Here is a 20,441-nt window from a genome sequence, read left to right on the forward strand (position 1 = left end):
GCCCCTCCGGCGGGCGCGGCTCAGATGCTGAACCGCTCCTTCGCCAGCAGGGGGCGGACGCGGGAGCGGAAGCCGCCCGTGCGGAACGGCCGTTGCAGCAGGCCGGGCCGCAACTGCTGGGCCAGGGCGGCTGCGACCATGCCCTGATCCAGGGCGAGGACGTAGTCGCTCACCCGGCCGGTCGCGGTGTCGACCGAGTCACGGAAGCCGTAGCGGTCGTCGTACGCGCCGAAGTCCCGGTCCAGGGCAGTGAGGTTGGCGACGGCCGCGGCCGGCTCGTAGGGCAGGGCGAGAAAGGAGGCGTGCGGGGTGACCACGCCCTTGGAGGTGTAGCCCTCCTCCTGCATGCCGAGGGCGTCGACGCCGTACTCGCTGTACCCGCCGGCGGGGATGTTGGCGGGCGAGAAGCCCCAGTAGCCGTAGCCGGCCTCCTTCAGGCCGTGGTCGATCTGGCCGCGGACGTAGCGGTGGTGCGAGGTGCCCCAGGAGTGCGGGGACCAGTCGGGCTCCGGGACGAACAGCGGCACCATCAGCGCCTCGAACATGGACCCGCCCCAGGTGGGGACGAGCTTCCGGCCGCGGTGGGTGTAGTGGCCCTGCCACAGGCGGACGCCGTCGATCGTGACCCAGGCGCCCTCGGGTTCCTGCTCCTGTCCCATGCCGGGCAGGAGGGTGCGGAAGACGTGCCAGTAGTGCTCCGGCGGGAGGGAGCCGTCGGCGATGCCGAGGTAACTCGCCATGCGCGGCTCGGTGTTGAGGGCACCGTAGTGGTGGCCGGTCGGTTCGCCCTTGCCGGGCTTGTCGGGCCAGTAGCCGCCACGGAGCTGGCCGGGTCCCGCGACCGGGTCGGCCGGGTCGTAGGGCGTGTAGAAGTACGACCAGTCGGCGTCCTCCAGCAGCCGGGCGACGCGGGGGCGCAGCGACGGGTCGGCGGCGGCGGCGATCATCAGGCCGGTGACCAGCCAGGCGTTGTCGACGCTGGACAGGAAGGGGCGCACCGGGTCGCCGGTCTCCGGCCAGGTCGTCAGCAGGGAACCGTCGTGCGCGTCGTACCAGTTGAGCCAGAAGCCGTGGGCGCGCTCCAGCCCTTCGAGGGCGGTGAGGGTGCGGGTCAGGCGGCGGTGCAGGGTGTCGGCGTCGATGACGCCGAGTCCGGCGGCGGCGACGGTGGTCCACAGGCCGCAGCCGATGTTGGTGGGCGAGGTCTGCGCGGACAGGACGGGGGTGCCCGTGCCGCTGATGTCCATCTTGTCGGCGGTGAGACCGAAGTCGGTGGTCATCGCGTCGAGGGAGCGGTGGGTGGCCTCGAACCAGGTGCCGAGCGGGGCACGCCCGGTGCCGGTGCCGCCGGCTGCCGCGGCGGGGTGGGCGGGGGCGGTCGCGGAGGCCGCGGCGGCGAGGGTGGCGGTGGTGAGGAACGTGGCCGCAAGTCCGGGTCGCCTTGCTGCCTTCTCGCTCTGTCGACGTCGACGCCCGCCGCGGGGAGCGTGGCTACGGATGCCGGGCGTCCTCACGTCCGCTCTCCGGCGTGTCGGCGGATCCGGTGTCCTCGAACGAGGAGAGGAGGCGCAGCTTCTCGTCGCTGTCGCTGTTCCTGTCGGGGTAGTAGACGACGAGGATGACGTCCTCCAGCGGCAGTTTGTCGCGATGGAGGCGCAGGTCGCCGACGACGGGGTGATGGACGATCGTGGCGCCTCCGTCGAGCGGACGGACGTCGTGGCGGGCCCAGAGGGTGCGGAACCGTTCGCTGGTGAGGGCGAGTTCGCCGACGAGTTCGACGAAGCGGGGGTGGTCGGTGTCGTCTCCGATGGTGGTGCGGAGGGTGGCGACGGCGATCGCGGTCGCCTGGGGCCAGTCCTGGTGGAAGGCGCGCTCCTCGGGATCGAGGAGGAGATCGCGCAGCCTGTTCCGGCCGGGGCGCAGACGCGGTGAGAGCGCGACGGCCATGGGATTGGACGCCAGGACGTCGAAGGCGCGTCCCTCCACGAAGGCGGGGATCTGGAGGTGCGCGAGCAGCTGGTGGGCGCGCGCGGGGACGTGCTCGGGCCGCTTACGGCGGGGCGCCCTGGGGCGGGCGGAGGCGAGGCCGAGGAGATAGGTGCGTTCGACCTCGTCGAGCTGCAGGACGCGGGCGAGGGACATGAGGACCTGCGGTGAGGGGTTCTTGTCGCGGCCCCGCTCCAGGCGCAGGTAGTAGTCGGGGCTGATGCCGGCGAGCAGGGCGACTTCCTCACGGCGCAGACCGGGCACGCGCCGGTTGCCGCCGGGCGGGAGGCCCGCCTGCTTCGGGGTGACCAGCTCTCGCCGGGCACGAAGGTAACTGCCGAGCCGGTTGCCGGAAGCGTCGTCCTTCATGGGCCCACCGTAGTGCGGTGGGCGCGGCGCAGAGGGGGCCCTGTCAGGACCAGGGACAACGAGGGCTCTGCCGCGCGCACGGGACGCGATGGAGGCTCGTGGTCGAGAACGTGGAAGCACGTCGTTTACGAAGGGACGATCTCGTGAAACTCTCCGACCACACCGTTTTCATCGCCGGTGGGACCTCGGGCATCGGGCAGGAGCTGGCGCGTCGGTTCGCCGCGGCCGGCAGCACCGTGGTCGTCGGCTTGCCGCAGCGAGGACGCCCTCGCACGGCTGGAGAAGGAAGGCTTCGGGACGGTGCGCATCGACGTCACCGACGGCTCCTCCGTCGCGTCGGCGCGGGACGCCGTGCTCGCCCGGTACCCCGGACTGGACACCGTGGTGACGATGGCGGGCGTCATGCTGATGGAGGACCTGCGCGACCCCGCGCACTTCGAGGCGACGGCGACGACGATCGACACCAACCTGCTGGGCACGATCCGGGTCGTCGACGCGTTCACCCCGCAGCTGATCGGGCGGGGTGCCGGCGCCTTCATCACCGTCACCTCCGGCATCGCGTTCCTGCCGTTCCCGCCGATGCCGGGCTACGCCGCCTCGAAGGCCGGGGTGCACGCCTACTCGGAGGCGCTGCGCGCGCAGCTCGCCGGGACGGGGGTCGACGTCGTCGAGCTGGTGCCGCCGGCCGTCGCGACGGGCGGACAGGAGAAGGTGAACCCGCACGCGCTGCCGCTGGACGACTTCGCCACGGAGGTCATGGATCTCCTCGCGCAGGAGCCGACGCCCCGCGAGATCCTCGTCGAGGGCGTCCGGGAGCACCGCTGGGCCGAGCGGGACGGCACCTACGACGAGCTGGTCGCCCAGCGCTCCAAGGCCCTGGCCGGCCTGCCGGGGCGCCGGGGCTGAGCGCGGTCTCGGCGGTTCTCGGCGGTTCTCGGCCGGGGGGCTCGGCGGGGGAAGCGAGTGGCGGTGGCCGGCGTAGTGCCGGCCACCGCCGCTTCCGTACCGGACGGCAGCGCGCCCGGTCACGAGGCGCTGCTCGGTTGTGCCCCCGGACACGGCTCCCGCGACGCCGGGCGGAATGCGAGCGGGCCGTCAGGGCACACGGACCGGGCGGAACCAACTGATGACCCCTCACACCGGAGGACACGCGGATGACTTCGACACAAGGACACCACGGGGCGGGGCCTCAGCAGGCGGTCGGCGCGGGTGAGCGTCGCAACGGATTCGGTATCGCGGCGCTGGTGCTGGGCATCGTGGGTGCCCTGCTGTTCTGGACCGCGATCGGCGGCATCGCGCTGGGTGTGCTGGCCCTGATCTTCGGTGTGCTGGGCTTCCGGCGCAGCAGACGAGGTGTGGCCACGAACGGGACCATGTCCGTCATCGGCGCGGTGCTCGGCGGGCTGACCCTGGTGGTGTCGTCGGTGCTTCTGGCCATGGGTGTGGCCGTGATCAACAGCGACGAGTTCAAGGACTACCAGGACTGCATCGAGCACGCGAACAGCCAGAGCGACCGGCAGGACTGCGCGCGGGACTTCGACCGGGAGGTCGACAACCGGTAGCAGTGACGAGGCTGGGGGTGGGGCGTGGCGAGGATGCCGCGCCCCACCTCTGTCCATGTCCGCCGTACGGCGACATGTTCGCGGCAGGTCACGCACTTCTGGAACTCACGCGTCTGGACAGACGGCTTCCGTCCACGTCGCCCGTAGGTCGCGGCAGACGATGGTGAGGGTTCCGTCCCAGCAGGCGATCTCGTGGGCGCAGCCGTCCTCGTGCGGGAGGATCTCGTCGAGCATCACAGCGCCGAGTTCCGTCCCCGGGGCTTGATCCGCCGCGGCGGAATCGATGAGAAAGCTCGACACCCCCGCGTAGCGGATGACCAAGTCCTCGTCGTGCTTCCAGCAGTTGTGCCGGAACTCGACCTCCAGCTCCTCGGTGCCCGCTCCCCGGACGGCACGAATGGTCAGGTCCTTCACACAACGCCGGCTGCGGAAGTCGTAGTGATCCGGGTCGGTGGCGAAGGCGCGGGCCCCTGGGGGCAAATCACCAACGATCGAAGGCAGGGAGCTCAGGTAGCGGGCCGGGTCCAGGAAGCCGGACAACTCACCTGTCCGCCCCTCGAGTTCGACGTGCTCCATCACCCTGTCCTCGTCCGTAGCTCCGCCATGCCGAGGAATCGTCGCACGGCGGAGCCGGACGACATGAACGAAGGGCGGTGGTCCACACAGGTCAACACCGCCCCCACTCACCGTGGTTGGCGCCTCCTGAGGCGGCCCGTCAGCAACTGGAGCGCCCCGTACATGCATGCCGTCATACCGAGGACGACCCAGCCGCCCGTGTTGTCGCCGGCGATCAGGAAGAGCGACAGGAGCGCTCCGGCAACGGCGAACACGTTGACGAACAGCACCCGTCCCTTCAGCGCCGCGCGTTGTTCGAGCGACCATCCCACGTAGGGCATGTGCGACCCCTTCGTCATCGGCCGACTCCGGGCGCGGCCCTGCCGTGCGCGTACCCGCCGCCTTGCGGGTGACGCCCTGTCGTGGATCGGCCGTTGGGGGGTAGAGGGGGTCCACCGGACACCGGAGTGGGACCACGTGGGACCACATGTCCCCACAGGAGGAAACGACGATGACCGACGACGCCTATCTCGTGCTGTTCGACGACCCCGCCGTGTCGCTGGGGGTGCCGCTCGCCGCCGTGCAGGACGCCGCCTTCCTGGACACGCCGGCCGTGCGGGCGTGGCTGGAGGCTCAGGGCGTCGCCGTGACCACGCCCGGACTGCGGCTGCTGCCGCCGGAGGAGACCTCAGCCGTCCCGGAGGGTGCCGAGCGGCTGCCCGTGCCCCTCGGCGACCAGGAGCTGAGCCGTGTACGGCAGCTCAACGCGCCGCACGACGTCGCCCGGATGGAGGAGGAGCTCCTTGCCTACCGCTCGTGCGCGGAGGGCCGCGAGGCGCTGCTCGCCCGTGCCGTGGCGGCCGGAGTGCCGGCGCACCGGATCGCGGAGCTGACCGGCGAGGACCTCACGACCGTCAAGGGGCTCGTCCACTGAGCCCCCGGCCCACGCCCGGTCACGGCTGGGCGACCGGGGTCTGGGGCATGGCCAGGTGGGCCAGGTCCCTGGGGGGCGGGGTGGTCACGGGCCACAGGGGCGCGGGCGTGCCGTCGGCCACCGCGGCGGGCGCGTCGGTGAGGTTCATGCGTTCACGCAGCCGGCCGTAGAAGTCCATCGGGCCGAGGCGTACCGCGCGCAGCCTACGGGGAGCCGCGTACACGCCGATCCAGTCGCCGGGGCCGATGACGCCGCGGACCTGGCCGTCGACGCTGACGGCGGCGCGCCCGGAGCGTTCGAGCACCCGCAGCCCGATCGGCTCGTCCGGCGCGGCGACCACCGAGCGGTTGAACGTCATGTGCGGCGCGACCGGCGTGAACACCAGCACCTCCGCGCGCGGGGAGACGACCGACCCCCCGGCGGCGAAGCTGTACGCCGTCGAGCCGGTCGGGGTCGCCACGAGCAGCGCGTCCGCGGAGTACGAGGCGAGCAGCCTGCCCGAGATGTAGACACCGACCGAGATCTGGCGGTCCCGGGCGAGCTTCTCCAGGACGACGTCGTTGAGGGCGGCCACGTCCAGCGGGACGCCCCACTCCCCGCTCGTCTCGCAGTCGGGCCGCACGCTGGTCGGCGGCAGCAGCGGGCCGCGGCCGTACCGCATGAGCGCCTCGATGTCCGCGGGGACCTCCAGGCGCCGGGAGGCACGCATGGTCAGCAGCAGGCGCTGCTCGATCTCCAGCCGGCCCTCGTGCACGGCGTCCAGCGCGGTGCGCACCTCGGTCGTGGGCACCTCCGTCAGGAAGCCCACCCTGCCCAGGTCGACGCCGAGGACCAGGGTGTCCGCGGCGGCGGCCAGACGGGCGCCGCGCAGGAAGGTGCCGTCGCCGCCGAGGGTGACCACCAGGTCCGGGTCGCCCGCGGCCGCCACCTCCTCGCGGGCGCTGTGCCGTCCGCCGTCGTCCCAGACGTCGATGTCCTTGCAGGCGATGCCGTGCTCCAGGCACCACGCCCGGACGGTGCCGGCCGCCTCCACCGCCTCGGGGCGTCCGCCGTGCACGACCATGCCGACCCGGTTCACCGTCATCTCCGCCTCCAGGCTGCCGTTCCGCCCCGGCGGGCGGCAGCGCCTGCCGGGTCGCCCTCGCCCGAGGCCGGTGGTCCCGGTCGCCGTCGGCGCTCCCCGGGCGGTGCGCGACGTCCCTCCATCCTGGCCGTGCGGCGGGAGTGCCGCACCGGGAGGCCCCCGCCGTGCGGCGGGAGGGCCTCACCCAGGCCTCACCCACGCGGGACGGCCCGGCACCGCGCAGTGCGGTGCCGGGCCGTCCGGACGTCGTGGTGCCTGCGGCTCGTCAGCCCTGGCGGGCCTTGAAGCGCGGGTCCTTCTTGTTGATCACGAAGGTCACGCCCCGGCGGCGCACCACCTGGGCGCCGGGCTTGGCCTTCAACGAGCGCAGGGACTTGCGTACCTTCATCACGAACTCCTGGTGAGACACCCCGGACAGGGCCGGGAACCGGTCAGCGGCGGGCTGAAGCGGTGCCGTAGCGCCGCTCGAAGCGCTCCATGCGTCCCGCGGTGTCGAGGACGCGTGCCGTGCCGGTGTGGAACGGGTGGCTCGCCGACGAGATCTCCACGTCGACGACCGGGTACGTCGTGCCGTCCTCCCACTCGACCGTCCTGTCCGAGTCGAGGGTGGAGCGGCTCAGGAACTGGAACCCTGCCGCGCGGTCCCGGAAGACGACCGGGCGGGAGACGGGGTGGATGCCGTGCCTCATGGGGTGTCCTTTCTCGCGGCCTCCGCCGCCGGGGGCGGCGGAGACAGGGTGGGTCAGCGTTCCTCGCGGAAGAGGACGTGCTCGCCGGCGACCGCGTCGTACTTGCGCAGGACCAGACGGTCGGGGTCGTTCAGACGGTTCTTCCGCGTCACGTAGGTGACGCCCGTGCCGGCCGTGGACTTCAGCTTGACGATCGGGCGTGCCGTGCTGCGTGCCATGAGGTGCTCCTTCCGCCGTCATCGCCCGAGTCGAGTGACTCGCGCATGTCAGGCAGCAGGTGTAACAGCGCCCCCCGGTCCCCTATTCCACGACCCGCGCCGGTGTCGTACGGCGCGTCCCGGTGACCTTCGAGGCGGGCAGGCGGCCGGCGCGGGAGGTGCCCTCCAGGGTGTCGCCTTCGACGTGGACGGTGAAGGCGAGGTTCAGCCGGAGGGGCTTGGTGACGGACTGCTTCCAGGTGACCTGGGCGCCGTCGACCGCGATGCCCCGGAGCGGTACGTCCTCACCGGCCCCGGACGCGACACCGACCAGGGCGTCGTCCTCCCTCCGGAACGTGACGGCGGCCTTGATCCGGCCGATCGGGGTGGCGATGGTCAGGTCCCAGACACCTTCGACGGTGGTGGTCCGGGCGGGGTCGGCGGTCATGCGCGGGGGGCTCCTGACAGGCAGACGGGCGGACGGGCGGGAGGGATGACGGATGAGGCGGGGCCGTACGTCACAGCGCGGCCGGGGCGGGGCCCGTGGCGCGCCAGACGGTGCCGCGGCGCTCGTGGGCGAAGAGCGTCTCGACGGCGTGCGCGATGCGCGGGCCCAGTTCCCGTTCGAGCAGGTAGAGACCCAGGTCGAGGCCCGAGGTGACGCCGGCGCCGCTGACCAGGCCGCCGTCGTCGACGATCCGGGCCCGCACCGTGTGGACGCCGGTCGCGTCGAGCATGTCGAGGCCGAGGTGGTGGGTGGTGGCGTGGCGGCCCTCCAGCAGGCCGGCCATGGCCGGGACGAGCGAGCCGCCGCACACCGTGGCGATGGTCACGGCCGGGTCGTCCAGCGCCTCCTTGAGCAGCGCCGGCAGGGTGGTGGTGAGGGCGCGGCCCAGCAGGACGGGGATGAACTCGTCCTGCCGCCACTCCCCCTCCCCCGCCTCGACGTCGGGCACCTCGCCGGGCTCACCGACCCGGCCCGAGGCGCCCGGGACCACGATCAGGTCGGCGGTGCGGGGGTCGAGCGTGCCGGTGGCCCGCAGGGTGAGAGCGCCGGTGCCGCCGACCACCTCGCGCGGGCCTTCGGCGGTGACCAGCTCGACCGTGAGCGCGCCGTCGGACGCGGTGCCGCCCGCGTACAGGACCTCGTAGGGTGCGACGACGTCGAGCGGGTCGAAGCCGTCGAACAGGACGATCTGCGCGTGCATACGGTGTCTTCCTTCGGTGGGGATGTCCGTACTCGGCGGACGTCACCGAAGCTAACGAGCCGTCGGGCGGGCTCCCATGGGGGCACGTGCCAGTCTCCGACGGGTTCCCGCCAACGCCGACGCCCCCGGCCGCTCCCCTCGCCCGCCGTGCGTGCGGGCGCACGTCCGCCCGCCGCGCCTGACCGGGCCGCGGTGTCGTGACCGCGAGGCGTAAATCACTACCGCCCTCGCCCGCATCGGCGAAGACTCGTGCTCATGAGTGACATGAACGCGTTCCGGGACGCGACGACCGCGTGGGCGGCCGGCGGGCCCGGTGACCCGGTGCGCGAGTTCGCCGGGCGGCTGTCCGTCCGTACCGTCGTCCTGCTGGAGGGGCTCAGTGACGAAGCCGCGGTCGGCGCGCTGGCCGCGCGTCACGGCCGGGACCTGGCGGCGGAGGGCGTCTGCGTGCTGCCGATGGGCGGCGCGATGAACGTCGGGCGGTTCTCCGCGCTGCTGGGCCCGCGCGGACTGGGCCTGCGCCTGACGGGGCTCTGCGACGAGCGGGAACTCGGCTACTACACGCGGGGCTGGGAGCGGGCCGACGCCGGAAGCGACGGCGTCTTCGTCTGCGCGGCGGACCTGGAGGACGAGCTGATCCGTGCCCTCGGTGCCGAGCGGGTGACCGAGCTGGTGCGGGAGCAGGGCGAGTTCCGCGCCCTGCGGACCTTCCTGAGCCAGCCCGCCCAGCGTGGCCGGCCGCCCGAGCAGCAGCTCCGCCGCTTCCTCGGCACCAAGAAGGGCCGCAAGATCCGCTACGGCCGAGTGCTGGTCGAGGCACTGGGCGGGGAGCGCATGCCGGAGCCCCTGGACAGGCTGCTCGCCGGGCTCTGACGGGCGGGAAGGGGACACGCGTGAGGGGCGGGCGCCGCGCGGTGCCCGCCCCTCACGCGTGTGCCGGTCCGGCCGTTCAGAACTTGGGTGTCGGCGCCTGCGCCTGCACGATCTCCGCGGCCTCCGCCTCGCTCTGCACCGACGGGGGCGACCCCTCCAGCGGCTGCTGGGCCGTCTCCTTCATGCAGGCCACCGCGATCACACCGACCAGGGCGGCCGCCATCGCGTAGTACGCGGGCATCATCTGGGAGCCGGTCACGCCGATCAGCGCGGTGATGACCAGCGGGGTGGTACCGCCGAACAGCGACGCCGACAGGTTGTAGCCGACCGACAAGGAGCCGTAGCGCACGGACGTCGGGAACATGGCGGGCAGCGCGGCCGACATGGTGCCCAGCAGGCAGACCAGGGACAGGCCGAGCATCAGCATGCCGGCCGAGACCGCGAGCAGACTGCCCTGCTGCACCAGCAGGAACGCCGGCGCGGAGAGCAGGAGGAAGCCCAGCATGCCGGTCATCAGCAGCGGCTTGCGCCCGTAGCGGTCGTTGAGCCGGCCGACCTGGTTGATGATCAGCATCAGCACCACCATGGTGCCGACCAGGATCAGCAGCCCGTGCGACTCCTTGTAGTGCAGCTCGTCGGACAGGTACGTCGGCATGTACGACAGCAGCATGTAGTCGGTGATGTTGTACGCGCCGACCAGGGCGATGCACAGCACCAGGGGCCGCCAGTGCCGCTGGAAAATCTTGGCCAGGTCGCCCCGGGCCGTGGTCTCGACCTGGTCCGCCGCCTCGGAGGCGCGGACGTTTCCCTCCCCCAGCTTCAGGTAGGCGGGGGTGTCGTCCAGCTTCAGCCGCAGGTAGATGCCGACGATGCCCAGCGGTCCGGCGACCAGGAACGGGATGCGCCAGCCCCACGCGTCCATGGTGTCGGAACCGAGCCAGGCGGTGAGCGCCACGACCAGGGTGGCCGCGCCGGTGTAGCCGGCCAGCGTGCCCAGTTCCAGGAAGCTGCCGAAGTAGCCGCGCCGCCGGTCGGGGGCGTACTCCGCGATGAAGGTGGAGGCACCGCCGTACTCGCCGCCGGTGGAGAAGCCCTGGAGCAACCGGAAGAGGATCAGCAGCAGCGGTGCCCAGAAGCCGACCGCCGCGTACGTCGGGAGCATGCCGATCGCCGCGGTGCCGATGGCCATGAGGATCATCGTCAGCGCGAGGACCTTCTTGCGGCCGACCTTGTCCCCCATCGGTCCGAAGACCATGCCGCCCAGCGGCCGCACCAGGAAGGCGACGGCGAAGGTGGCGAAGGACGACAGCAACTGCGCCGTCTCGCTCCCGGAGGGGAAGAAGACCCGGCCGATGGTGCCGGCCAGGTAGGCGTAGATGCCGAAGTCGAACCATTCCATGGCGTTGCCGAGCGAGGCGGCCTTGACCGCGCGCTTGACCACACGTTCGTCCGTCACCGTGATGTCCGACCGGCGCAGCGGCGGATTGCGCCGGCGGCGGACGGCACGGAACAGGGTCGGATGGCGCCTGGCCGCCTCGGTGGACGGCGTCGGGCCGTTGTCGGTGGAGGACGTGGCTACGTTCCTTTCCAGGACAAAACGTTGCTTCGGGAACTTATCAGCGTTCATGACCGAACGCCGTGGGTGGGCGCCCGTCGGGGTGATCGCCGCCCTGGTCGGGGCGCCGCCGGCGGGGGCCACGGGCCCGTCTTCCCTGTGCCGTCACCTGTATGCCTCCGCTGCGCTGGTCACCCGGGCGGAGCGGTGGTGCGGTGGGAGGCCGGGGGGAAAGCGTGCCCGGTGCCCCTGCGGCGCCGGGCGTCCGTCCCGTTCCTCAGGAGGCACTCGTGACCACCCCTCGCCCGCTCGCCCGGCCGGCGCGCGTCCTGGCCGCCGCCCTGGCCGTCGGCACGCTGCTCGCGACGGCGGCCTGTTCCGGCTCGGACAGCAGCGCGTCGTCCGAGGCGGACACCTCGTCGACGATCGCCGAGCGGGGCCTCGCCGCGCAGACCACCTCACCGGCGGCCTCGTCACCCGCCACCTCCTCGCCCGCGTCGGACCTCAGCGAGGCGGGCGCCCGGAACGCGCTGATCACCCCGGCGGACATCGAGGACGACTGGACGCAGGTGCGAAACCCGCAGGAGTGGCGGGACTCACTGCTCGTGGGCAGCGTCGATGTGGCCGCGTTCGTCGACGGCAAGGGCGACACGGCCGACTGCCAGCGCCTGGTCGACGCGCTGTTCGACGAGACGCTGCTCGGCCGCCCGTCCGGTGCGTCGGCGCTCACCGGGTTCGAGCAGGGCGACTCGCGGCTGCTGTACCAGGTCGCCGCGTACGACAGGGCCGACCTGGACGACTCCATGCAGTGGCTGAGCTCGCTCCCGGACACCTGTGACCAGTTCACGCTGACCGGCGGCGACGCCGGCGAGCGCACCGTGCAGATCATCGAGACGTCGATGCCCAAGGTCGGCGACAAGCGGCAGGGACTGACGGTGACCGTGAAAGGCGAGAGCGGCGGCAACCCCGTCACCTTGAGCCTGGACGTCGCCGCCGTGCAGATCGGCGCGGACGCGATCACGGTCACCAACGGCGGTCTCGACGGCGCCGACCACGACACCACCTCGGCCGCCGTGGAGCAGGGCACCGAGCGGCTCCAGGAAGTGCTCGCGGGCCGCACCCCGTCGCCCACGCCCAGCGGCATCAACTGACCGGGGCGTCCGGTGACGGATCCGGCGGGGCCCCCGGACGGCGCGGCCGGCGGGGGCGCGGGCCGGTACGGGCGGGAGCTGTTCACGCCGGAGGACCCACGGGAGTCGGAGCGCATCGACGACGCCGCGCTGGTGTACGACCCGGTCACCACGCGCCTGCTGCGGGAGCTGGGCGCGGGTCCGGGCCTGCGGTGCCTGGAGGTGGGGGCGGGCACGGGGACCGTCGCACGGTGGCTGCTGGAGCGGGCCGGGGTCGCGGAGGTCGTCGCCCTGGACCGGGACACCCGGTCGCTGGCCGCCCTCGGTCTGCCGGGGCTGCGGGTGCTCACCGCGGACGTCACCGACGAGGACGTGGACCCCGGCACCTTCGACCTCGTCCACGCGCGGTTCGTGCTGATGCATCTGCCCGGGCGGCGCCGGCTCGTCTCCCGGCTGGCCGGTCTGCTCAACCCGGGCGGGGTGCTGGTGCTCGGCGACGCGGTGGAGCTGCCGGACACCCTTGATGGGTCCTCCGCCTACCGGCGCACCATGGACGCCATGTGGGCGGCGCTGCGCACGACGATCGGCACCGACCTCACCGAGGTGCCGGCGTATCCCCGTTATCTGCGCGAGGAGGGGCTGCGCGAGGTCGGCGCGGAGGTGTTCTGCCCGCCGCTGGTCCCGGGCGGGCCGGCGGCCCGGTTCTGGTCCGGGACCTGGCGCCGGATGCGGGCGGAGCTGGAGGCGTCCGGCCTCGTCGACGCCCGGGCGGTGGAGGAGGCGCTGGCGTACCTGGAGTCGCCCGACCTGGCCGAGCTGGGCCCGGGGATGGCGACGGTCTGGGGGCGCCGCCCGTGATCAGTGGCCTTCGGCGTCGGGCGCGTCGGCGAGGGCGGTGAGCAGGCGGTCGACGGGGAGGGCGGGCACGGTACGGCCGCCGTGGCCGGTGATGGTCGTGGCGGCGAGCAAGGAGTTGAGCACGGCCTCTTCGACCGCGTCGAGGACCGCTTCGAACAGCGGGCTCAGGGTGTCGTCGGCAACCGGGGGCGCCGCGCCGGGGCGGGTGGTGAAGGCGATCGCGTAGTCGCCGCTGCCGTGGCTGTATGCGGCGCCGGTCCGGCCGAGGGCGAACACCGCGCGCCGCGCGACACGGGTGAGCTGCCGGGCGTCGAGCGGGGCGTCCGTCGCCACGACGATCATGCAGGAGCCGGTCTCGGAAGCCGGTCCTGAGCCGTCGAGGGTGCGCCCGAGGACACGCAGGGTGCCGCCGAAGTTCGCCTGGACGAGGGCGCCGACGGTGAAGCGGCGGTCGACCACTTCCGGCGTACGTGAGGACGTCCCGATGCCGGCCTTGAACCCCAGGGCGACCGTACCGGTCCCGGCCCCGACACACCCCTCGGCCACGGGGCCCGCGGACGCTCCGTCGAGCGCGGCCCGCACATGCTCCTCGCGCACGGGCCGGCTCCGGATGTCGGACAGATGACCGTCGTTGCACTCCCCCACGACGGGATTGAGACTCAACACCCCCTCGCAGCCCGGCTGTTCCAGCATCCAGCCGACCAGGGCGTCGGCCACCCGGAACGCGGACAGGGTGGAGGTGAGCAGCACAGGGGTCTCCAGCTCGCCGAGTTCGGCGAGCTGGGTGGAGCCGATGAGCTTTCCGTACCCGTTCCCCACGAACACACCGGCAGGAACCGGCGCCCCCGGCCGCACACCGTCCGGCACGACGGCGGTCACCCCGCTGTGCACGTCGGGGCGCGGCCGGACGGTGGCGTGCCCGACGCGGACTCCCGGTACGTCGGTGAGGGCGTTGAGGGGGCCGGTGGGGGTGGGCCCGACGACGATGCCGAGGTCACGGGCGCGGGGGCGGGGGGTCGCGGACGGGTTCATGGGGCGAGACCGTACACAGGGTTCGCGCGCGGCGCGGTGCGGCGCTCCTGGCTTGTCGGACGAGGGCTCACGATGTGGTGCGCAGGGCGTACATGTGGAGTTCGCTGCGAGCTCCCTCCGTGTCCACACGTACCCAGGAGCCGTCGCGGAAGCGGATCAGCATGATCCGGGTCTCGAACTCGCCGCCGAAGGGGTCCTCCAGCGTGGCCTCCTCGGGGGACAGCCGCGCGACGGCCTGGGCGCGCTTGTCGCGTCCCACGCCGACCCGCTTGGGCGGGGCTGCGAACACGATGCCGTCCGGGCCGGCGAACAGCAGCCGCTCATGATGGGCCGAGTGGCTGTACCAGCGTAGGAGGAACTGGCCGGCGGCACGGTGCCAGTCGCCGTCGAAGACGTTGTCCAGGCCGCGCTGTTCCACAGCCGCGTCCCTGCGCTTCTCGTCTTCCTTCTTGACCCGGTGCCGCTCCCTCTCCTCCTTCGAGTCGAGGGCACGCTCCACCGCCTCCTCCGCCCGGGCCAGCAGCATCAGCAGCCAGAGGATCGGGAGGAACGGCGCGCCGAGAACGGTTCCCGCCATGGCCAGTGGGGACCGCCGGGCCGGCCGCGTCGGCGGATTGCCCGCGGCTTCGAGGATGTCTGCCGGAGGCCGCGGGATCTCCCCGATCCAGCACCACTCACCCGCCTCGGCTCGGACGCCGAGCCGGTTCGCCGTCTCGCTCCGCTTCGATCTGCGCGTCATGTCAGGGCTCCTGCCGTCGCGGCGTGGGCATCTCTCTCACCTTCGCGCCCTGGGCCGCGGCGGCCAGGGCCGCGACTCGTTCGGGTACGGACGGGTGACGACGTCCGTGAAGCGTTCGAAGCTCGCCGTGCGTCGCGCGGCGCGCCTCGCCGTCCGGGTCAGGACGGCGGCACCGCTGACCGGCCTCGGCGTCGCCGGTGATGATAACGAACGGTGGTCACACGGCCGGTCTCAGGGCGCGGGCGTCCCCGCGTCCGCCGCCGTGCCCTCCCCCGACTGCTCCTTGTCCTCACTCGTCAGCGCCTGCGCCAAGGGCAGGCGCGACAGCGCCAGCACGCCCGCGGCGATCAGGGCGGCGCCGAGGATCTGCGGCACCAGCCACCAGCCGGTGCGGACGGACTCGGCGAAGACGGTGATGCCGAGCGCGAGGCTCACGCCGGCGTCGCCGAGGGTGAGGGCCGGCTGTGAGGCGACGAGGGGGCCGGACTGCATCGCGTTCTCGAGGAGGAACAGCGCGCACACACCGAACAGGGCGAACCCGTACGTCTGCCAGGCGGTGAAGAAAGCGCTCGCGCCCCCTTCGTCGAGGGTGTGCACCGAGGCCTTCATCAGCGCGGCCGTCATGGCGTATCCGATCGCGGCGGCCAGCCCGAAGCAGGCGGCGCGACCGCGGCCCTCGGGGCGGCGAAGCGCGGCGAGCACGAGCGCGGCCATGGCGGCGGCGCTCACAGCCAGGGCGGGAACCCAGTGGGTCATCGGCACCTGGGTGCGGTTTCCCTCGGGCGAGGCCGCGAACAGCAGGACCGCGAGGCCCGCCACGACCGTGCAGACGGCCGCCCAGCCGGTCCGGGACAGGCTTCCGCGCAGCACCACGGTGGCGATGACGAGAGCGAGCGGCAGTTCCAGGACGAAGAGAGGCTGGACGACCGTGATCGGTCCGGTGCCGAGTGCGACGGCCTGGCAGACGCCTGCGATGACGACGGCGACGATGCCGAGAAGCCACACGGGGCGGCGCAGCAGGTCGAGGATCAGTCCGACCCGGAGCGTGTCGGACCGCGGCACGGTCAGGGCGGCCTTCCGCTGGAGCACGGTCGCGAAGGCGTTGCTGAGCGCGGCGCCCAGGGCGAACAGGACCGGCACCAACATGTCCACCCTCCGCGACGACGAGACGGTCACTGCCATGGTGACCGCCCGGCCGACGGCACGCGAACGCGGACGTGGCGCGGAGGGGCCGTGCGCCCCGGGTGAGGGGCGCTCGTTCCGGTGGTCTCAGCCGGCGGGGGCCGGGCCGCTCCGGCGGAGGTCCGTCCAGCTGGCGTAGGCCTCGCGGGCGTCGGGGACGAACCTCTCGTCCCGCACCAGCTTGGCGGGCCGGGGCTCCGTCAGCCAGTCGTACCAGGCGATCTCCCGGGGGTCGGGGGTGACGGAACCGGTCACCACGACCTCGTGCAGCCCGAGCCGGTACGGGCTGATCGCGCCCGCGCACCGGAACGTGAGAACGAGGGCCGGGCGCGCCCGCACGCCGAGTTCCTACGCCAGTTCCCGGGCCGCGGCCTCCTCGTAGGTCTCGCCGGGCTCCGCCGCGCCCCCGAGCATCCAGTTGAGGCCGCCCCGGAACCGCGCCATGCCGTCCGGCCTGCGGTGGACGAGGATCCGCCCCCGCGTGTCCCGGCAGACGACCGTCGCCACGCGGTGCAGCCACCGCCGGCGTATCGCCTCGCTTCTGCTGACGAGGCCGGCGACCCGATCGTCCTCGTCCACCCGTTCCACCATCTCCGTCATGGCCCCATCGTGCCGGAGGCGTCCGGCACCGGGACCGTCACCGGACCGGTCGCCCGGGTGGGTCGACGGCGCCCGTCATTCGTAGTGCCAGGCGTCCGGGCCGCCGCCGCGCCATTCGACATGCGGGGACTGCCGCATGAAGGCGTCGTCGACGTCCTCCATCCCCGCCAGGCGCAGGAACTCCACGACGTCCAGGAGCCCGTAGGCCATGCCCAGGAAGTGCGGGCCCGCGCGGACACGGCGGCCACCGTCGTCAGCGGGCGGGTAGATCACGATGGGCAGGTCGCTCGCCATGGATCCAGCGTGCCCGGGGCGGCAGGGGCGCGCATGCGGCACGGCCGGCCGGCCGGGACGGGGTCAGCCGCTCGCCAGGCTCGGCCGGGGGACGGGCTGACCTGGGAAGGAACCGTCTCCGAAAAGGATTCGGCGCGCTGCGGCCCGGCCCGGGGGTGTGCGCAACAGGGTGAACGCCGCGGTGGTGGCGGCCGGAGTCCGTATGTGGGCGAGCCCGGTGCGCAGCGCCAGCCGTCCGCGGAAACGGGAGCGCAGCGCGGCTCCGCTGTAGTGGGTCAGCGCGTGCGGGGTCCCGGTGCGCAGGGCGTCGTCGAGGACCTCGGCGGCCAGCTCCGACAGCCGCAGGCAGGGGTCGAGGCCGCCGGCGGTGAGCGGTGAGACCGCGCCCGCCGCGTCCCCCACGAGCAGGCCGTCCGCGCAGCCGATGCGGCGCAGCACACCGCCGACAGGGATCGGTCCGCCGCGCCGCTCGACGGTCCCGGTCCGCCGCACGCCGTCCAGTCCGGGCGCGCGGGCGACGAAGCGCCGCATGGCCCGGCGCATCCCGTCGGGGAAGCGGTCGGCGTAGCCGGCGACGCCGACGTGGGCGTGCTGCCCGTCGTTGACCACCCACGCCAGGTATCCGGGGGCGAACCGGGGGTCGAGCACGCAGTGGAACGCGGGCGGTTCGCCGTTCGGGGACACCGGGAAGACCTCCTCGGCCCCGATCAGCAAGTGGCGGTTGCGGTCGAGGCCGAGGTCGCGGGCGACGCTGGACCGGGCGCCGTCGGCGCCGACGACGTGGCGCGCGCGGACCTGGAGCGGCCCCTCCCGGCCGCTCAGGTGGCAGACGCCGTCCCGCCGTCCGCCGTAGCGGGTGCCCAGCGCGAGGCGCACGCCGGCGCGGACGGCGGCCTCGGCGGAGGCCTGGTAGAGCCCGGCCATGTCGCCCACCCGGAACTCGTCCCGGTCGCTGACCAGGTCGACGGGGCGGCGCATGCCGGGCGGGTAGAGCAGCATGCGCCGGATCGGCGGTCCGAGGTGCTCCTCGGGCAGCGGGAAGTCCTCGAGGGTCTTGCGCACGAAGATCCCGGTGGTGCGGATCGCGCCGGCCAGGGTGGTGCGCCGGTCCACCAGGAGCACCTCGTGGCCCCGCCGGGCGAGCAGCGTGGCGAGGTGCAGCCCGGCCAGCCCGGCGCCGACGATCAGGACGTCGGTACGGGCCGTGCCGGTGAGGGACGGGCGGGAGGCGGGGACGGCTGAGGGCATCGGAACACTCCAGGGACGGCAACTGCACGTCGATCGAATGACGATGGGAAGCTATCGAATTTCGATAGGTGCGGCAAGTGGCGGTCCCGTGGCGTGAGGGGCCATCATGGTGGTGGCAGGCCGTGTCGGGCGGCCGTTCCGGGCGGCGCCGGCCCTCCCTGGACCGAGCGGCGCCTTCCCGATGGAGAAGGAGTACGGCATGCCCACGGACTCGGTCGAGCGTTTCCTCACGGCCCTGGACCCGGAGCACCGGGAGGCCATCGGTACGAAACCGCGCGAGGACCAGCAGCGGCTCGCGGACGCCTGGGAACGGGAGTTGGCGGACGACACCGAACTCGACACGCTGGACGAGCTCTCCCCGCCGGCCGCCGAGGCCGAGGCGGCCCGCCGCGTCCTGCGTCTGGAGGCGGGGTAGGGGCCGCCCTGTCGTACGCCTGGGGGTGGGGTGGGAGCCGCCGTGTCGTACGCCTGGGGGCGGGGTGGGAGCCGCCGTCCGGCCCGGCCGGTGGCTTGCCGCTCGACCCTCACCTCCGGCACGTTCACCGGCACCTCATGTCCGGTCTGGGGGCGGGGCATTGAACGGGTGCCGGTCGTCCGCGGGTGAAGTCCAGGTCCGGCGCGGGCAGCGCCTCCGCGAGCCGGTCCGAGCCGTATGCCCTCCGGAGGACCAGGAGCACGCCGCCCGCAGCATGGTGGCCGGCCTGCGTGCGGCCGCCGGACGCCGGGCGGGTGACCCCGCGGTCGCCGGACTCGTCGAGCGGCTGCGGGCCGCCGGCGCGGACTTCCGGGCGCTCTGGGCGGAGCACGAGGTCGCGGTCCGGCGCGCGGACCGCAAGACCCTGCCGCGTCCCCGCGTGGGCCCACTGCAGTCCCGCAGTCCCGCAGTCCCGCAGTCCCGCAACCAGCGGCCCGGCGGACAGGTGCCGGTCAACGCCCCCGCCCGCAAATCCGGTTGAGCGTGGTGGCGGACGGCGGACAGGATGCCGTCCATGTTCTCCCGTTTCTCGCGAAGCGACCGCCGCCCCTCCTCCCCCGACCTCGCCGAAGCCTGGGAGTGCCTCGACTCCGGCGACGTGCCGGGCGCGCTCCGCCGGCTCCGGCAGGCCGGCACGGCACCCCTCGCGGAGGTCGCCCGCGTCGTCGGACGCGCCGCCCGGGCGGCCGGGTTCGACGACCTGCGGACGGCCGCCTCCACGCTGGCCGCGCACCCGGACCGGCCCCAGGCCCTCTACGACTACGGGTACGCGTGCGTCGAGCGCGGGGTGCCCTACCTGGCGGTCCCCGCCCTCCGCGAGGCGCTGCGCCTGACACGGGGGTCTACCGCGGTGCTGCACGAACTGGTGTCGGCGTACGAGGACGAGAGCCGGCACCGGGAGGCCGCCGACGCGCTGCTCGCGCACGAGGAGGGCCTCGCCGACTGGCCGGACCGCTATCTGCTGGTGCACAACGCCCTCCTGGCCGGTGACGTGGCACAGGCGCGGCGTCAGCACGCGCTGCTGCCCGCGCCGGACGACGACCTCTGGCTGGGGGCGCACGACCGGCAGAACCGCATGCTCGCGCGCGCCGCCGGCGCGGAGAAGGCGGGCCCCTTGGACGGCACGGACCTGCGCGGCTGGCAGTACGTGATGGGCGGCACGGTGCTCGGCACGCTGTCCCCGTACGGGTTCGACGCGGGGATGGCCGGCCGGTACGCCTGGACCCAGGACACCCACGGGCAGTGCCTGCTCGGTCTGTCGCGCCTGCGGGCGGTGCTCGACGCGGCCGGGGTGCGGGCCCGCTCGGTGTCGCTGCTGCCGGACCGCGACAGCCGGATCCTGGGACTGGCCGCCGCGGAGCTGCTGGACCTGCCCGCGGAGCCCTTCGACGCGGCACGGCGGGACACCGTCGTCGTGGCTCACGACCTCCGCGCGACCGCCGGCCACCCGCAGGGTCCGGCCGTGCTGGAGCAGTTGGCGCACCGGGCGCCGGGGCAGGTGCTGCACGAGCACGCGAGCTGCTGGACCGACCCGCCGCCGGTCGCCGCGGACAGCGTGACGTTCCTGCACCAGTCGGTCGTGGCGCCGTGGGCCGCGGGTCTGCGGCAGAGCGCGGACGGCGGCGTGGAGGAGGGTGAGCCGGACGGGCGCCCGGAGGAGGAGATCGCCGCGGACGTCGTGGGTGCCGGTCCCGAGCCCGACGAGGGTGACGGGGCGACCCCCGCGGACCCGGTCGAACGGCTCGCCGGCTTCGTCTCGGCTGTGCGGGACACGTGGCTGCGGGGTGACCGGGACGGGGTACGGTCGAGCGGTCCGGTGCGGAGTTCGCGGTTCATGTGACGGACGGGCGAGCCGGCCGTCGGACTCCCGG

Annotated in this window: 24 protein-coding genes and 2 pseudogenes; 9 read left to right on the forward strand and 17 right to left on the reverse strand. The window is 73.5% G+C overall.

From position 1 onward, the window contains the following. Nucleotides 1-20: 20 nt before the first annotated feature. Both B100_RS0127975 and B100_RS0127980 read right to left on the reverse strand, forming a co-directional pair. Entirely contained in the window at nt 21-1,514 is a 1,494-nt protein-coding gene (locus tag B100_RS0127975) for a glucoamylase family protein (protein WP_024887712.1), read from the reverse strand. Continuing rightward, a complete protein-coding gene (locus tag B100_RS0127980; protein WP_024887713.1) occupies nt 1,492-2,355 on the reverse strand; it encodes an MmyB family transcriptional regulator in 864 nt (287 codons plus the stop codon). The genes B100_RS0127975 and B100_RS0127980 overlap by 23 nt, the downstream gene beginning before the upstream one ends. 143 nt (nt 2,356-2,498) lie before the next feature. Between B100_RS0127980 and B100_RS34350 the strand changes: the two are divergent. Both B100_RS34350 and B100_RS0127990 read left to right on the forward strand, forming a co-directional pair. Next, nucleotides 2,499-3,261 (forward strand): annotated as a pseudogene (locus tag B100_RS34350) (SDR family oxidoreductase). 248 nt (nt 3,262-3,509) lie between these two features. Beyond that, nucleotides 3,510-3,917, forward strand: coding sequence for a DUF4190 domain-containing protein (locus tag B100_RS0127990; RefSeq protein WP_024887714.1), 408 nt, complete (start codon nt 3,510-3,512; stop codon nt 3,915-3,917). 105 nt (nt 3,918-4,022) lie between these two features. Here B100_RS0127990 and B100_RS0127995 read toward each other — a convergent pair whose 3' ends face one another. After that, nucleotides 4,023-4,493, reverse strand: coding sequence for a hypothetical protein (locus tag B100_RS0127995; RefSeq protein WP_024887715.1), 471 nt, complete (start codon nt 4,491-4,493; stop codon nt 4,023-4,025). Between the two features lie 107 nt (nt 4,494-4,600). After that, a complete protein-coding gene (locus B100_RS0128000) occupies nt 4,601-4,813 on the reverse strand; it encodes a hypothetical protein (protein WP_024887716.1) in 213 nt (70 codons plus the stop codon). Between the two features lie 170 nt (nt 4,814-4,983). Between B100_RS0128000 and B100_RS0128005 the strand changes: the two genes are divergently transcribed. Beyond that, nucleotides 4,984-5,406, forward strand: coding sequence for a DUF6003 family protein (locus B100_RS0128005; RefSeq protein WP_024887717.1), 423 nt, complete (start codon nt 4,984-4,986; stop codon nt 5,404-5,406). Between the two features lie 19 nt (nt 5,407-5,425). Here B100_RS0128005 and B100_RS0128010 read toward each other — a convergent pair whose 3' ends face one another. The 6 genes from B100_RS0128010 to B100_RS0128035 form a co-directional block, all read right to left on the reverse strand. Then, nucleotides 5,426-6,490, reverse strand: coding sequence for an NAD(+)/NADH kinase (locus B100_RS0128010; protein WP_024887718.1), 1,065 nt, complete (start codon nt 6,488-6,490; stop codon nt 5,426-5,428). A 265-nt stretch (nt 6,491-6,755) separates the two neighbouring features. Then, nucleotides 6,756-6,878 (reverse strand): type B 50S ribosomal protein L36, encoded by a 123-nt coding sequence (gene ykgO / locus B100_RS0128015; protein WP_006130958.1) that lies wholly within the window; start codon nt 6,876-6,878, stop codon nt 6,756-6,758. Nucleotides 6,879-6,921: 43 nt separating this feature from the next. Continuing rightward, the gene (locus B100_RS0128020) at nt 6,922-7,179 is read right to left on the reverse strand and encodes a type B 50S ribosomal protein L31 (protein ID WP_024887719.1); all 258 of its coding nucleotides are present in this window, start codon (nt 7,177-7,179) and stop codon (nt 6,922-6,924) included. A gap of 53 nt (nt 7,180-7,232) precedes the next feature. Next, nucleotides 7,233-7,397, reverse strand: a complete 165-nt coding sequence (rpmG, locus tag B100_RS0128025; RefSeq protein WP_024887720.1) for a 50S ribosomal protein L33 — start codon at nt 7,395-7,397, stop codon at nt 7,233-7,235. Nucleotides 7,398-7,479: 82 nt separating this feature from the next. Beyond that, entirely contained in the window at nt 7,480-7,824 is a 345-nt protein-coding gene (locus B100_RS0128030; protein WP_024887721.1) for a hypothetical protein, read from the reverse strand. A gap of 70 nt (nt 7,825-7,894) precedes the next feature. Then, nucleotides 7,895-8,584: a DJ-1/PfpI family protein gene (locus B100_RS0128035; protein WP_024887722.1), complete on the reverse strand. Its 690-nt coding sequence runs from the start codon at nt 8,582-8,584 to the stop codon at nt 7,895-7,897. 255 nt (nt 8,585-8,839) lie between these two features. On the opposite strand from B100_RS0128035, the gene B100_RS0128040 reads away from it, so the two are divergent. Beyond that, a complete protein-coding gene (locus B100_RS0128040) occupies nt 8,840-9,457 on the forward strand; it encodes a TOPRIM nucleotidyl transferase/hydrolase domain-containing protein (RefSeq protein WP_024887723.1) in 618 nt (205 codons plus the stop codon). A 76-nt stretch (nt 9,458-9,533) separates the two neighbouring features. On the opposite strand, the gene B100_RS0128045 is transcribed toward B100_RS0128040, so the two are convergent. Continuing rightward, the gene (locus B100_RS0128045; protein WP_024887724.1) at nt 9,534-11,048 is read right to left on the reverse strand and encodes an MFS transporter; all 1,515 of its coding nucleotides are present in this window, start codon (nt 11,046-11,048) and stop codon (nt 9,534-9,536) included. A 254-nt stretch (nt 11,049-11,302) separates the two neighbouring features. Here B100_RS0128045 and B100_RS0128050 point away from each other — a divergent pair, with 254 nt between their 5' ends. Next, complete coding sequence (locus B100_RS0128050) at nt 11,303-12,163, forward strand: hypothetical protein (RefSeq protein WP_024887725.1); 861 nt, start codon at nt 11,303-11,305, stop codon at nt 12,161-12,163. 12 nt (nt 12,164-12,175) lie between these two features. Beyond that, on the forward strand, nt 12,176-13,000 hold the full coding sequence (locus B100_RS0128055; protein WP_024887726.1) for a class I SAM-dependent methyltransferase: 825 nt from the start codon (nt 12,176-12,178) through the stop codon (nt 12,998-13,000). Here B100_RS0128055 and B100_RS0128060 read toward each other — a convergent pair whose 3' ends face one another. The 6 genes and pseudogenes from B100_RS0128060 to B100_RS0128085 form a co-directional block, all read right to left on the reverse strand. Continuing rightward, nucleotides 13,001-14,032, reverse strand: coding sequence for a P1 family peptidase (locus tag B100_RS0128060; RefSeq protein ID WP_024887727.1), 1,032 nt, complete (start codon nt 14,030-14,032; stop codon nt 13,001-13,003). 67 nt (nt 14,033-14,099) lie between these two features. Next, nucleotides 14,100-14,771: a hypothetical protein gene (locus B100_RS0128065; protein WP_024887728.1), complete on the reverse strand. Its 672-nt coding sequence runs from the start codon at nt 14,769-14,771 to the stop codon at nt 14,100-14,102. A gap of 231 nt (nt 14,772-15,002) precedes the next feature. Next, nucleotides 15,003-15,917, reverse strand: a complete 915-nt coding sequence (locus B100_RS0128070) for a DMT family transporter (protein WP_037723648.1) — start codon at nt 15,915-15,917, stop codon at nt 15,003-15,005. A gap of 123 nt (nt 15,918-16,040) precedes the next feature. After that, a pseudogene (locus B100_RS34355) lies at nt 16,041-16,553 on the reverse strand (NUDIX domain-containing protein). A gap of 75 nt (nt 16,554-16,628) precedes the next feature. Beyond that, complete coding sequence (locus B100_RS0128080; RefSeq protein ID WP_024887730.1) at nt 16,629-16,847, reverse strand: hypothetical protein; 219 nt, start codon at nt 16,845-16,847, stop codon at nt 16,629-16,631. 63 nt (nt 16,848-16,910) lie between these two features. Beyond that, entirely contained in the window at nt 16,911-18,095 is a 1,185-nt protein-coding gene (locus B100_RS0128085) for an NAD(P)/FAD-dependent oxidoreductase (protein WP_024887731.1), read from the reverse strand. Nucleotides 18,096-18,294: 199 nt separating this feature from the next. On the opposite strand from B100_RS0128085, the gene B100_RS0128090 reads away from it, so the two are divergent. The 3 genes from B100_RS0128090 to B100_RS0128100 all read left to right on the forward strand — a co-directional run bounded on the left by B100_RS0128090 (nt 18,295) and on the right by B100_RS0128100 (nt 20,410). Further along, nucleotides 18,295-18,510 (forward strand): hypothetical protein, encoded by a 216-nt coding sequence (locus tag B100_RS0128090; protein ID WP_024887732.1) that lies wholly within the window; start codon nt 18,295-18,297, stop codon nt 18,508-18,510. Between the two features lie 274 nt (nt 18,511-18,784). Continuing rightward, nucleotides 18,785-19,051: an MmyB family transcriptional regulator gene (locus B100_RS35920; protein ID WP_024887733.1), complete on the forward strand. Its 267-nt coding sequence runs from the start codon at nt 18,785-18,787 to the stop codon at nt 19,049-19,051. Nucleotides 19,052-19,084: 33 nt separating this feature from the next. Next, nucleotides 19,085-20,410 (forward strand): hypothetical protein, encoded by a 1,326-nt coding sequence (locus B100_RS0128100; protein WP_024887734.1) that lies wholly within the window; start codon nt 19,085-19,087, stop codon nt 20,408-20,410. The last annotated feature ends 31 nt before the right edge of the window (nt 20,411-20,441 follow it).

It is taken from the genome of Streptomyces sp. CNH189, assembly GCF_000527195.1.

What these genes read in the sequence shown, in the direction of transcription:
- B100_RS0127980 (WP_024887713.1), bottom strand. Translation starts at nt 2,355, where the DNA reads ATGAAGGACGACGCTTCCGGCAACCGGCTCGGCAGTTACCTTCGTGCC.
- B100_RS0128030 (WP_024887721.1), bottom strand. Translation starts at nt 7,824, where the DNA reads ATGACCGCCGACCCCGCCCGGACCACCACCGTCGAAGGTGTCTGGGAC.
- B100_RS0128070 (WP_037723648.1), bottom strand. Translation starts at nt 15,917, where the DNA reads ATGTTGGTGCCGGTCCTGTTCGCCCTGGGCGCCGCGCTCAGCAACGCC.
- B100_RS0128100 (WP_024887734.1), top strand. Translation starts at nt 19,085, where the DNA reads ATGTTCTCCCGTTTCTCGCGAAGCGACCGCCGCCCCTCCTCCCCCGAC.
- B100_RS0128080 (WP_024887730.1), bottom strand. Translation starts at nt 16,847, where the DNA reads ATGGCGAGCGACCTGCCCATCGTGATCTACCCGCCCGCTGACGACGGT.
- B100_RS0128090 (WP_024887732.1), top strand. Translation starts at nt 18,295, where the DNA reads ATGCCCACGGACTCGGTCGAGCGTTTCCTCACGGCCCTGGACCCGGAG.
- B100_RS35920 (WP_024887733.1), top strand. Translation starts at nt 18,785, where the DNA reads ATGGTGGCCGGCCTGCGTGCGGCCGCCGGACGCCGGGCGGGTGACCCC.
- B100_RS0128010 (WP_024887718.1), bottom strand. Translation starts at nt 6,490, where the DNA reads ATGACGGTGAACCGGGTCGGCATGGTCGTGCACGGCGGACGCCCCGAG.
- rpmG (WP_024887720.1), bottom strand. Translation starts at nt 7,397, where the DNA reads ATGGCACGCAGCACGGCACGCCCGATCGTCAAGCTGAAGTCCACGGCC.
- B100_RS0127995 (WP_024887715.1), bottom strand. Translation starts at nt 4,493, where the DNA reads ATGGAGCACGTCGAACTCGAGGGGCGGACAGGTGAGTTGTCCGGCTTC.
- B100_RS0128065 (WP_024887728.1), bottom strand. Translation starts at nt 14,771, where the DNA reads ATGACGCGCAGATCGAAGCGGAGCGAGACGGCGAACCGGCTCGGCGTC.
- B100_RS0128020 (WP_024887719.1), bottom strand. Translation starts at nt 7,179, where the DNA reads ATGAGGCACGGCATCCACCCCGTCTCCCGCCCGGTCGTCTTCCGGGAC.
- B100_RS0127990 (WP_024887714.1), top strand. Translation starts at nt 3,510, where the DNA reads ATGACTTCGACACAAGGACACCACGGGGCGGGGCCTCAGCAGGCGGTC.
- B100_RS0128040 (WP_024887723.1), top strand. Translation starts at nt 8,840, where the DNA reads ATGAGTGACATGAACGCGTTCCGGGACGCGACGACCGCGTGGGCGGCC.
- B100_RS0128005 (WP_024887717.1), top strand. Translation starts at nt 4,984, where the DNA reads ATGACCGACGACGCCTATCTCGTGCTGTTCGACGACCCCGCCGTGTCG.
- B100_RS0128035 (WP_024887722.1), bottom strand. Translation starts at nt 8,584, where the DNA reads ATGCACGCGCAGATCGTCCTGTTCGACGGCTTCGACCCGCTCGACGTC.
- ykgO (WP_006130958.1), bottom strand. Translation starts at nt 6,878, where the DNA reads ATGAAGGTACGCAAGTCCCTGCGCTCGTTGAAGGCCAAGCCCGGCGCC.
- B100_RS0128085 (WP_024887731.1), bottom strand. Translation starts at nt 18,095, where the DNA reads ATGCCCTCAGCCGTCCCCGCCTCCCGCCCGTCCCTCACCGGCACGGCC.
- B100_RS0128000 (WP_024887716.1), bottom strand. Translation starts at nt 4,813, where the DNA reads ATGCCCTACGTGGGATGGTCGCTCGAACAACGCGCGGCGCTGAAGGGA.
- B100_RS0128060 (WP_024887727.1), bottom strand. Translation starts at nt 14,032, where the DNA reads ATGAACCCGTCCGCGACCCCCCGCCCCCGCGCCCGTGACCTCGGCATC.